We start from the raw sequence: 10,591 nt of genomic DNA, 5'->3' as shown, positions 1-10,591 counted from the left end.
AAAAAAACAAAAACAATGACTAAACAAAAAGTTACCTTATTCTGGTTTAGACGTGATTTGCGTTTAGAAGATAATACAGGTTTATTTCATGCCTTGCAATCAGACTTTCCTGTTGTTCCTCTTTTTATTTTCGATGATGATATTCTAGAACATCTTCCAAAAAATGACGCCAGAGTAACTTTTATTTATGATTCTCTTGAAAAGATAAATACAGAATTAAACAAAATCGATTCTTCCATTTTAATCAAAAAAGGAAAAACAAAAGACGTTTGGAAATCACTCATTAAAGAATTTGACATTCAATCTGTTTTCTTCAATAAAGATTATGAACCTTTTGCTATTAAACGTGATAGCTTAATTTCATCTTTATTAAAGGAAAATGACATTGAATCTTTCTTTTTTAAAGATCATGTAATCTTCGAAGAAAAAGAAATCACAAAAGCAGATGGACTTCCTTATACCGTTTACACGCCTTATAAAAACAAATGGCTGGAGAAATATCATCTTTCAGGCTCAGCACCAGAATACGATTCGGCTTCATATCAATCTAATTTTGCGAAGAATAAATTCAAGTTTCCTGAATTAGCCGAAATCGGTTTTGAAAGAAGTGCTATAAAAGTACTTCCGCACAACTTAACTCAAATTGCTAATTATAAAGAAACGAGAGATTTTCCAGCTTTAGACAGTACTTCATATCTTTCTCCACATTTGCGTTTTGGAACAGTGAGTATTCGAAAATTAGTAAATTGGGCAAACAGAAAAAATCAGACTTTTTTGAGTGAATTAATCTGGAGAGAATTCTTCATTCAGATTCTGTTTAGTTTTCCGAATTGCATTAATCATAATTTCAAGTCCAATTATGACGGAATTCAATGGCGAAATAATGAGGAAGATTTCAAACGCTGGTGTTCGGGAACAACAGGCTACCCAATGGTTGATGCCGGAATGCGCCAATTAAATGAGACTGGTTATATGCACAATCGTGTCCGTATGGTTGTGGCAAGTTTTCTTTGCAAACATTTACTCATCAATTGGCAATGGGGCGAAGCCTATTTCGCAGAAAAACTTCTAGATTTCGAATTGGCATCAAACGTAGGAAACTGGCAATGGGCAGCAGGAACAGGTTGCGACGCAGCGCCTTATTTTAGAGTTTTCAATCCCGAAATACAACAAAAGAAATTTGACGAAAAAGGAGAATATATTAGAAAATGGATTCCCGAGTTTGATTTTGGTTATAATGAACCAATGGTTGATCATGCCTTTGCTAGAGATCGTGCGATTTCTACTTACAAGGCTGGGATTTTGAAATAAAGTTTTATTTTGTTTTAGGTTTAAAGCTTCAAGTTTTTTCTAGATGCTTAAATTTTGTTTCCCGCAGATTTTGCTGATCTAGCAGATTTATTCTCATTTTTGTCATCCTGAGGAACGAAGGATCACACTAGAAACTCCGCACAGAATGTCGCCAACCTTTGTCGATTTGCAAGTGTGATCCTTCGTTCCTCAGGATGACAAACTAATGAAAAAAAAACTTTGTCAAAGTTTTAAACTTTGACAAAGTTCTACATCCCTAAAATTGGAATTTAAAACTTAGTATTTCAAATAATTATCAACTACAATCTTAGCCTTCAAATCAAACATTAAATTGTACAAACCAAAGAAAGTACGATTCATGTAAATAAAGTGCTTAGAACCACGATTTCCGTTCATTTTTTTAAGGTTTGTATCTTCTGAGAAACGTTTTCCTAATTCGGCAATTGCATTGAAGAATTTTTCATCAGCAAAATCGAAAGTTTCGTTTTGGAAAGGTTTTGTGAAAAGCGATAACAAATCATGAAACATTTCGGTAAAATATTCAATTTCTGCAGGTGTATCATCTTGACGAAGGATTTCTAATTCGAATAATTTCTCATTAAAAAGCTTTTCGTCGGTAATTACATTTTTGTTGATTAGCTCAAAATATGGTGTGTAGAAATCGTCTGGAATTTGTTTCATACATCCAAAATCTAAAGCAATCAATTGGTTTTGATCATCTACCAAAAAATTTCCAGGATGTGGATCTGCATGAACTTTTCTCAAAACGTGAATCTGATACATGTAAAAATCCCAAAGTGCTTGACCTAATTTATCTCCTGCTTCTTGATTGGTATTTTGGGCTGTAAACTCAGAAAGATGAATTCCTGTCATCCAATCCATTGTGATAATCTTCTCAGATGAAAACTCAGGATAATAGTTAGGAAAAGTAATATTTTCAATCTTGCTGCAAGCATCAACCACTTCTTGGCTTTGTTTTAATTCTAACAAATAGTTAGTTTCTTCAATCAGTTTATCTTCAACTTCTTTGAAATATTTATCAGAATCTTTTCCTTGAAGATTAAACATTCTAATCGCAATTGGTTTTACCAAAGCCAAATCTGACGAAATACTATTGGCAACGCCTGGATATTGAATTTTAACGGCTAGTTTTTTATCTCCTTTCTTTGCTAAATGCACCTGACCAATACTTGCTGCATTGACAGAATTCGGATTAAACTCATCGAAAATTTCATATGGAGTTTTTCCAAAATTGCTTTTAAAGGTTTTTAAAACCAAAGGAGCAGAAAGTGGCGGAACAGAAAACTGCGACAAAGAAAACTTCTCTACATAAGCTTGAGGTAAAAAGTTCTTGTCCATACTCAGCATCTGAGCTACTTTAAGAGCACTTCCTTTTAAGCTTTTTAGTCCGTCATAAATATCTTCTGCATTGTTTTCGTTTAGTTTATCACGGGTTAGATCTGGATTTACCATTTTCTCAGCATAATGCTTTACGTAGTTTACACCAATTTTAGCACCGGTCTGAACCAATTTTCCCGCTCTTTCAATTTTTGAAGTTGGGATATAATCTATCGTTTTCATTATCTACTGTATACTTTTTCTTTGAACAAAAATTTTCCGAAATCAAGCAAATGATTCATCGGAGCTACATTCATCAATTCAAATGAGGCATTAACCGACTTTTCTATAAAAATATCGGTTTTCTCAAAAGCAGGAGATTCATCTTCCATCCAGAATTTAATGGTTAGCATTAATTGCAACCAAGAAGATTCTTGAATCGTTTTTTCCTGAAACTTCTGAAATCTTTCTTGTTCTAATCTATAATCGTCGGTTAAAATTTCAGCAACATAATCTTTAAAACTATTTCTAAGCGTCGTTAACTGAACTAAATTTTTAAGCGGATTTCTATCTATTTTAAGCGATTGCAAAACATAACTTCTGTTTGCTGTTAGGATTTCGAAGAAAGTAAAATAAAAACTTAACATTTTATTCTTCATGTCATATCCTTGATACTCTTCGTTTTTATGAAGAAGATTGACTGTGTTTTCAAAAAACAGTCGAAATATTTCTTTTTCTAAACCTTCTAATGTTCCGAAGAAAGTATAAAACTCAGCTTCAGTAAAATCATTTTCTTTGGCAAAATGATAAACCGATTTTAGTTTTTGTCCCTTTTCTAGAACCTCTTCCATATATTTTGAAACGATATCATCCTTGGTAATTACCTTTTTTTTAGTCGCCATTTTATTAAAATTTAGAATTTGCCATAAAGGTAAACATTGTTTAAGTACCTTTACTAATCCTTAAACACTATACACTGTTAAATATATTATAAACTATTATGGCTCAAAATGTTCTATTAACAGGCGGAACTGGTTTCATTGGAAAATATTTGACAGATGTTCTGATCGAAGCAGGTTTTTCTGTTTCTGTTTTGAGTCGTTCTGATAAAAAAGACAGTGCAAGAATTACCTATTATAAATGGGACATAAAGAAAAATTACATTGATAAAAATGCAATTCTAAATGCCGATTATATCATTCACCTTGCAGGCGAAGGAATAGTAGAAAAAAGATGGACCAAAAGACGCAAAAAAGCTATTATAGAAAGCCGCGTAAGACCAGTAGAAATGATCTATTCTGTTTTAGAAATGAACAATAAAAAACTGGAAGCCTTTATTTCTGCTTCTGGTATTGGAATTTATGGTGCCATTACAAGTCATAAAATCTGTACTGAAAATACTCCGCCAGCTGATGATTTTCTTGGCATTACATGTCAAAAATGGGAAAGCGCTGCCGATAAAATTAGTTCTTTAAATATTCGAACAGTCAAAATTAGGACTGGCATTGTTTTGGGCAAAAATGAAGGTTTCTTAAAAAAAATGATTCCTACTTTTAAGTCCGGTTTTGGTGCCGTATTAGGTTCAGGCAAACAATATCTACCTTGGATTCATGTTGAAGATTTATGTCAGATTTATTTAAAAAGCATTGAAGACAACCAACTTGAAGGTGCCTACAATGCTTGTATTACTGACAATACCACAAATGCTCGATTTTCTAAAACTATGGCAAAACTATACGATTATAGTATATGGCTGCCAAAAGTTCCGCCTTTTGTGTTAAAGATTTTACTTGGGCAAATGAGTGTAGCTGTCTTGACAGGACAACGTGTTTCTTCAGAAAAAATTCAGAAAACAGGTTTTGAGTTTCAGTTTACCGATCTAGAAAAGACACTTATAAACTGTATAAAGTAGTTTTTTACTTAAGTGTTAGCATCGTGTCATCACTGCGCACAACACCCGTCAGTTCTGTATTGGCCGTTTTTGCAATTTTAGCCGCAATAGTAGTTGGAATACTAATATTGAAATCAGATACTGCAATTGGAAAATCGGAAATAACCTGAATTCCTTCTGGAACTCTTTTTATCAAAGCATTTACGATAATCTCCTTCGACTTTCCGCGCAAATTAAGCTTGCCCTTTATTTGGTATTGTTTTTCAACCTCATTAATATCTTTCAAATCAAATTTTTCAATCTTTCCTTTAAACACAGCTTTAGGATAACGATTGCTTTGCATATAATTTTCATTGAAATGCTCTTGCATCAAATCTAATTTAAAACGAAAATCTTTGATAATAACAGTACAGATAAAAGTACTTGTTTTAGGTTCTAAAAGTATGGCAACTTGTCTATTTACAGCTCTCACTTCTTCAAATAGCGGAACAGACGCTTCAAAATTTATTGTCCCTGTATTTGTAAAAAATTTGTCTTGGGCAATGACAGAAAAAGCAGTAAAAAGTAAAAATAATAAAGTAGTTGTTTTCATAATCGTCTTCATTTAAACAATTATGTCATTCCATTTATTCTGACTAAGAGAAAATAAAATCAGATTCTAATTAATCTGAAAAAAATCGAACGGCAATACTCAGTGAAAAATTTCCGTAACCCAATAATTACACTTAAAGTTACGGAATTTTTGTATGCGAAGTTTTAGAACTTATGCTAAATATTTGTGAATGTTTTAATTGAAAAATAAGAGGTATGAGATGTCAAATATTGTCAAAACTTAACTTTTTACTTCTGTACAAATCTCAATCAAAAATCCGTTTAAATCTCTTGCGTATGCTACAACTTGTCCCCACGGTTTTTCTACAGGTTCTAAAACAATAACAGCTCCAAAAGAAGTAGCTTTTTGCAAAACTTCTGGAACATTCTCTGTAATAAAGCCAATTTCTATGGCAAAAGGTTTGTCTTCTAAACTGCTTTCGATAAAACCATCAGGTAAATTTTTTGAAGCTAATTTTTTTGAAGCAAATGAAAGTGTTGTTTCTCCCGTAATTAATTCGCCATAATCATTATCTGGTGTGACAAATTTTCTCGAAAAACCAAATGCGTTTTCGTAAAACGAAATAGTTTCTTCGACATTTTCAACATATAAAATTGTATATCCAAACTTGACCATGCTTTCTAAATATTTAATGATTTCAATAAATATAAGAAAATTTAGCTAATTTCTAAAAGAACATTATATTTTTCAAGGCTCGCCAAATCTTCGATAGAATTAATATTGGTCAATTTTTCGTGTTCTTCTACTTCTTTTCGAACTTCGATATGTTTTATTGCTTTTCTAAAACGGCGCACTTCTTCCAAATTAGATAAAATCAATCCTGGAACTGGAACGCTTTTTCCGTCTTTATCTTTGGCAACCATTGTAAAATAAGATGAATTACAATGTTTGATAGCTCCTGTCTGAATGTTTTCTGCTTCTACACGTATACCTACAATCATAGAACTTCTTCCAACATAATTTACAGAAGCTTTCATTGTTACTAATTCTCCAACTTCGATTGGTTTCAAAAAGTTTACCGTATCTACAGAGGCAGTCACACAATAATTTCCGCTGAATTTTGATGCTGATGCAAAGGCAATTTGATCTAACAATTGTAAAATATATCCTCCGTGAATTTTCCCGCTAAAGTTGGTATGCGAAGGCAACATTAATTCTGATATACTAACTTTTGATGATGAAACGGGTTTAAAATCTGTACTCATGTTTTTGTTTTTGGTATTTTTTTGATTAGTTGTATTCTATATTACGTTAGTCTTTCTTCTTGCGTCTTTATCCTTCTAATTCAATAACTCATTTTCATCTGAATTTATCGCTCTTGCAATAATATTGTCTGGAAGCGATTTCTTTGCTTTTGCTCCCATTTTTTTTAATCTTTCTACGCTCGAAATCAGGTTTCCTTTTCCGTCAACCAGTTTATTCATGGCGCTTTCGTATTCAGTTTTAGTGTCTTTTATTTTATTTCCTATTCGGACTAAATCGGACACAAAGCCTTCAAATTTATCATATAAAGCTCCTGCTTGTCTTGCAATCTCTAAAGCATTTTCTTGCTGCTTTTGATTCGTCCACATACTGTCAATTGTTCGTAAAGTTGCCAAAAGTGTACTTGGCGTAACAATTACAATATTTCTATCAAATGCTTTTGTATATAAAGAGGGATCTTCGTTTAAAGCAATTGCAAAAGCGGGTTCCATTGGAATAAAAAGCAGTACAAAATCTGGACTTTCCATTTGATACAAATCATGATAGTTTTTACTTCCCAATTGCTCAACATGCCTTTTTATAGAAATAACATGTTCTTTAAGAAATTCTATTTTTAAAAGTTCCGACTCTTCGTTTACCCATTTTTCGTAAGCTGAAAGCGAAACTTTAGAATCAACAATCATTTTCTTACCATCTGGAAGATTAATTACAACGTCTGGCAAAACACGATTTCCTTCGCTATTGGTAAAACTTTGCTGGACTTCATATTCTCTTCCTTTTTCTAATCCCGATTTTTCTAAAACACGTTCTAGAACCAATTCTCCCCAATTTCCCTGCATTTTACTGTCGCCTTTTAGAGCTTTAGTAAGATTTAAGGTTTCTTTGCTCATTTGCGCGTTCATTTCACTCAAACCAATAATCTGCTGACGAAGTGCTGCATGATAATCTATGCTTTCTTTATGTGTTTGTTCTACTTTCTGTTCAAATACCAAAATTTTATCCTGCAAAGGAGTTAGGATATTTTTCATATTAACGGTATTCTGTTCGGTAAACTTAGCCGATTTTTCTTCTAAGATTTTATTTGCAAGATTTTCAAACTCTTTAGTGAATTTTTCCTGAAGTTCATTGATTTCGCTTTTTTGTTCTTTATGACGTTCCCATAAATTTTCAAAATCAACTTCTTTTTTAGAAAGCTGAATTGCCAAACTATCTTTTTCGGTTCGGATGTTTTCTTTCTCAGCAATATTTAACTGCAATTGTTTCTGAAAATTATTTTTTTCGTTTTCAAACTGCTCTTTCTGCATTTGCAATTGACCGTTTAACGCATTCAATCTTTCCTCAGAAATGACTTTTTCTGACTGAAATTTTGATGCAGAAAGCATTCTACCTACGTATATACCCATAAAAAGGGCAACAACAAAGCCTAATAAAAACGGTATATAATCAGACATAACTAAGTTTATTTTACGTAAAAGTACGCAATAATACGTAGTGCTTAGTTTTTAAAACGGAAATTTCACTAATTCATTCTCAATTCAAACTAAACCAACATTTTATTTTTTCAAAAAAAATAAGAACCTCAACGCAACCTTTTTTTAAAACTGCTATCTACTAAAATATAAACCTATCAAAATAATTATGAAAAAAATAATGCTTGGCTTATTTGTAGCCTTCGGATTCAGTGCCTGTTCTCTTAATGATGGAAATAACTATGTAGATTGTGGTTCTAATACTGTTGTAAATTTTACTGGTTTTCCTTTCTCATGTAATTATAGCGAAAAAACATTGCAAAATAATCCTGCCGCAATTGTTGTTGGATCTCAGGAAAAAATGAATCAATATTTTACAAAACATACTAACAATTGCCCTGTTGCAAGTGATCCGAATATTGATTTTACAAAAGAATATTTGGTTGGACTTTTTGCTGGCGCTAAACCTACAAGCGGTTACGAAATTGTAATTAGCTCTATTGTAGAAAACAATTGCGAAATTGTTGTGAACTATTACGAAAAAACCCCAGCTGTTGGCGAAAATGTAACTCAAACCCCAACTTACCCAACTAATTTTGTTTTGATTCCGAAAACGTCAAAAGGAATGATTTTCAACAAAACAACAGAGAATGCAGATAATATTGTTATTGGAAGTTTTAACAACCAATGTGCTAGTTCAGATTGCCAAAAATTCTACCAAATTAACGATTACAACACTTTAAAATTCTTAAATGTTGGTGCAAAACAATATGATTTTGGACAATACAGATATACTCCAACAATTAAAAGAGGCGAATATACTTTACTTTTAAAAGAAGTTCCTGCAGAGATTTTAGCTTTAAAAGGACAAACTAAAACATACGGTACTCCAGATGCAGGAGATCAAGGCGGAGTTTATTTTGAATTGCGTCAAGCAGGAAACACTACAAAAATTTATATAGACAACAATGACACAGCAGATCAAAGTGCTGATGTAAAACAATTCAAGAAAAAGATTCAAGACAAAATTACAAGCTTAAAATAATTTAAATCATGAAGCATCTCTTTTTATCTTTTATTGCCTGCTTTCTTTTTACATCAATGATTTCTGTAAATTCTTCTAAAGAAAAAATTACAGGATCAATAATCAATACTTGGATTTGGGAAAAATCTATAGGAGGTTCTAACAATCCTTATGTGGCTACCCCAAAATCAATTGGGTTTACTAAGAAAATTATCTTCACCCAAAACGGAAGAGTTATTACTTATAAAAACAATGTAGAAATAAGAAACAGTGTTTATCAGATAGAAAAAGGAAAAGCATATTTTGACCAATCAGAACGTGATCTAATTACGTTTGAAGGCAAAACCTACGCAATAGAAAACCTTGACAATCAAAACTTAACAATAGTAAGTAACCATCAAGATGGTACTCGAACTATTTTTAAAAGATAGTTTTGTAAGCTATTTAAAACTATTTTTGCAAAATCAAATTTGAACCATTTCTTGAAAGACGAGTTAGAAAAATATATCAAACTGTGCATTAAAAATGACAGAGAGGGACAACTGAAAATTTATCAGTTGTTCTCTCCTGTTTTATATGGCATCTGTTTGAAATATATGAAGAACGAAGATGATGCGAAAGATGTTTTTCAAGAAGCTTTTGTAATTGCCTTTCAGAAAATAAGCCAGTATAAGTTTGAAGGAAGTTTTGAGGGGTGGCTAAAACGGATTTTTATAAACAAACTCATCGAGACTTTAAATAAGAAGAAAAAAGAGAGTTTCTATTTGGATGTTTTTGATCCTGACACCGATTTTATAGAAGAAGAGGAATTAGAAGTTATTCCGATAGAACAGGAAAAACTACTAGAATACATTCGGGATTTGCCAGATCAATATCGGACGGTTTTTAACTTGTATGTATTTGAAAAAATGAAACACAGAGAAATCGCCGAACTACTAAAGATCTCCGAAGGGACATCAAAATCAAATCTAAATCGCGCCAAACATATATTACAAAAGCGAATTTTGAGCATAAAAAATTTTAAAACAGCATGAAGAAGCATAAAATAGAAGATATTTTTTCATCAATGGAAGACTTTTCGAGTGTTCCGCCTCCAGAATTATGGAGTCAGATTGAAGAAAAATTAGACAAACCTAAAAAGAAGAAGAGAGTTGTTCTTTGGTGGTCGGCTGCTGCATGCTTATTATTAGGGTTGCTTCTGCCTTCAATATTACATTTTACTGCTTCGCCTGAAAATATCAACCTCAACAAAGGCGGTTTAGAAAACAGCAACAATAGTGTTGTTCTTGACAAAAAAACAAATGACAACTCTAGCAACAAAAATTTAGATCAAAATAAAAATATTGGTAAAACGGTAGATTCTTTAAATGAAAATTCTGTAAGAAAAAATCAATTTAATACCAAATCTGGAATTCAAGTTCAAGAGACTTCTGTAGCTCAAACAAATTCTAAAAACAAAACGAATAAAAAAGATTCTAAATATAGTACTCCAAATGTTGCCAATACTCCAAACGAATCGGTTGCATTTCAAAATTCTAGTATTTCAGAAGATAAATCGCTTGTAAAATCTTCTAGCAAATCTATCTTAGGAAATAATTTAAAAACTTCTAATAAAGGGATTTCTGAAGAACGTATTGCATTTGGCAAACAAAGTAAATTTAATTCGACAGCAAACAAATCGCTCTCAAAATCTATTTTTGACGAACAATTGACAGCTAAAAACAACAAAAATATTGCTTTCA

Annotated in this window: 11 protein-coding genes and 1 pseudogene; 6 read left to right on the top strand and 6 right to left on the bottom strand. The window is 32.0% G+C overall.

Annotated features, from left to right (window positions below; all coding sequences use genetic code 11):
* Positions 1-15: 15 nt before the first annotated feature.
* Positions 16-1,311, top strand: a complete 1,296-nt coding sequence (locus B3J44_RS05545; RefSeq protein WP_286966726.1) for a cryptochrome/photolyase family protein — start codon at positions 16-18, stop codon at positions 1,309-1,311.
* 276 nt (positions 1,312-1,587) lie between these two features.
* On the opposite strand, the gene B3J44_RS05540 is transcribed toward B3J44_RS05545, so the two are convergent.
* Together B3J44_RS05540 and B3J44_RS05535 are read right to left on the bottom strand one after the other, a co-directional pair.
* Complete coding sequence (locus tag B3J44_RS05540; RefSeq protein WP_286966661.1) at positions 1,588-2,892, bottom strand: ABC1 kinase family protein; 1,305 nt, start codon at positions 2,890-2,892, stop codon at positions 1,588-1,590.
* Positions 2,892-3,551 (bottom strand): TetR family transcriptional regulator C-terminal domain-containing protein, encoded by a 660-nt coding sequence (locus tag B3J44_RS05535; RefSeq protein ID WP_286966659.1) that lies wholly within the window; start codon positions 3,549-3,551, stop codon positions 2,892-2,894. Before B3J44_RS05535 ends, B3J44_RS05540 begins: the two co-directional genes overlap by 1 nt.
* A 98-nt stretch (positions 3,552-3,649) precedes the next feature.
* Between B3J44_RS05535 and B3J44_RS05530 the strand changes: the two genes are divergently transcribed.
* Positions 3,650-4,561 (top strand): TIGR01777 family oxidoreductase, encoded by a 912-nt coding sequence (locus B3J44_RS05530; protein WP_286966657.1) that lies wholly within the window; start codon positions 3,650-3,652, stop codon positions 4,559-4,561.
* A 4-nt stretch (positions 4,562-4,565) separates the two neighbouring features.
* Here the strand turns inward: B3J44_RS05530 and B3J44_RS05525 are convergent, their stop codons facing one another.
* The 4 genes from B3J44_RS05525 to rmuC form a co-directional block, all read right to left on the bottom strand.
* Positions 4,566-5,132 (bottom strand): YceI family protein, encoded by a 567-nt coding sequence (locus B3J44_RS05525; RefSeq protein WP_198858164.1) that lies wholly within the window; start codon positions 5,130-5,132, stop codon positions 4,566-4,568.
* 240 nt (positions 5,133-5,372) lie between these two features.
* Positions 5,373-5,768 carry a VOC family protein gene (locus B3J44_RS05520; RefSeq protein ID WP_198858165.1) on the bottom strand — a complete coding sequence of 132 codons (396 nt, stop codon included), beginning with the start codon at positions 5,766-5,768 and terminating at the stop codon, positions 5,373-5,375.
* A gap of 41 nt (positions 5,769-5,809) precedes the next feature.
* Positions 5,810-6,358, bottom strand: a complete 549-nt coding sequence (locus B3J44_RS05515) for an acyl-CoA thioesterase (protein ID WP_286966654.1) — start codon at positions 6,356-6,358, stop codon at positions 5,810-5,812.
* 75 nt (positions 6,359-6,433) lie between these two features.
* Positions 6,434-7,807, bottom strand: coding sequence for a DNA recombination protein RmuC (gene rmuC / locus B3J44_RS05510; protein ID WP_198858167.1), 1,374 nt, complete (start codon positions 7,805-7,807; stop codon positions 6,434-6,436).
* 187 nt (positions 7,808-7,994) lie between these two features.
* Between rmuC and B3J44_RS05505 the strand changes: the two genes are divergently transcribed.
* The 4 genes and pseudogenes from B3J44_RS05505 to B3J44_RS05490 all read left to right on the top strand — a co-directional run.
* A complete protein-coding gene (locus B3J44_RS05505) occupies positions 7,995-8,870 on the top strand; it encodes a protease complex subunit PrcB family protein (RefSeq protein ID WP_198858168.1) in 876 nt (291 codons plus the stop codon).
* An 8-nt stretch (positions 8,871-8,878) separates the two neighbouring features.
* Positions 8,879-9,280, top strand: coding sequence for a hypothetical protein (locus tag B3J44_RS05500; RefSeq protein WP_286966651.1), 402 nt, complete (start codon positions 8,879-8,881; stop codon positions 9,278-9,280).
* Positions 9,281-9,319: 39 nt separating this feature from the next.
* Positions 9,320-9,883 carry a sigma-70 family RNA polymerase sigma factor gene (locus B3J44_RS05495; RefSeq protein ID WP_349678286.1) on the top strand — a complete coding sequence of 188 codons (564 nt, stop codon included), beginning with the start codon at positions 9,320-9,322 and terminating at the stop codon, positions 9,881-9,883.
* Positions 9,880-10,591 (top strand): annotated as a pseudogene (locus B3J44_RS05490) (hypothetical protein); the annotation flags it as partial. The gene B3J44_RS05495 and the pseudogene B3J44_RS05490, both read left to right, overlap by 4 nt.

Origin of the sequence: Flavobacterium sp. UBA4854, from assembly GCF_002399805.1 — a bacterium.
GTDB lineage: Bacteria > Bacteroidota > Bacteroidia > Flavobacteriales > Flavobacteriaceae > Flavobacterium > Flavobacterium ginsengisoli.
The sequence above is the reverse complement of the archived record's forward strand: the minus strand, read 5'-3'. Positions and strand labels throughout refer to the sequence as shown.

Bases quoted from the DNA above. Each gene is read 5' to 3' on its own strand.
- B3J44_RS05515 (WP_286966654.1), bottom strand. From the start codon at position 6,358: ATGAGTACAGATTTTAAACCCGTTTCATCATCAAAAGTTAGTATATCA.
- B3J44_RS05525 (WP_198858164.1), bottom strand. From the start codon at position 5,132: ATGAAAACAACTACTTTATTATTTTTACTTTTTACTGCTTTTTCTGTC.
- B3J44_RS05500 (WP_286966651.1), top strand. From the start codon at position 8,879: ATGAAGCATCTCTTTTTATCTTTTATTGCCTGCTTTCTTTTTACATCA.
- B3J44_RS05520 (WP_198858165.1), bottom strand. From the start codon at position 5,768: ATGGTCAAGTTTGGATATACAATTTTATATGTTGAAAATGTCGAAGAA.
- rmuC (WP_198858167.1), bottom strand. From the start codon at position 7,807: ATGTCTGATTATATACCGTTTTTATTAGGCTTTGTTGTTGCCCTTTTT.
- B3J44_RS05545 (WP_286966726.1), top strand. From the start codon at position 16: ATGACTAAACAAAAAGTTACCTTATTCTGGTTTAGACGTGATTTGCGT.
- B3J44_RS05530 (WP_286966657.1), top strand. From the start codon at position 3,650: ATGGCTCAAAATGTTCTATTAACAGGCGGAACTGGTTTCATTGGAAAA.
- B3J44_RS05505 (WP_198858168.1), top strand. From the start codon at position 7,995: ATGAAAAAAATAATGCTTGGCTTATTTGTAGCCTTCGGATTCAGTGCC.
- B3J44_RS05540 (WP_286966661.1), bottom strand. From the start codon at position 2,892: ATGAAAACGATAGATTATATCCCAACTTCAAAAATTGAAAGAGCGGGA.
- B3J44_RS05535 (WP_286966659.1), bottom strand. From the start codon at position 3,551: ATGGCGACTAAAAAAAAGGTAATTACCAAGGATGATATCGTTTCAAAA.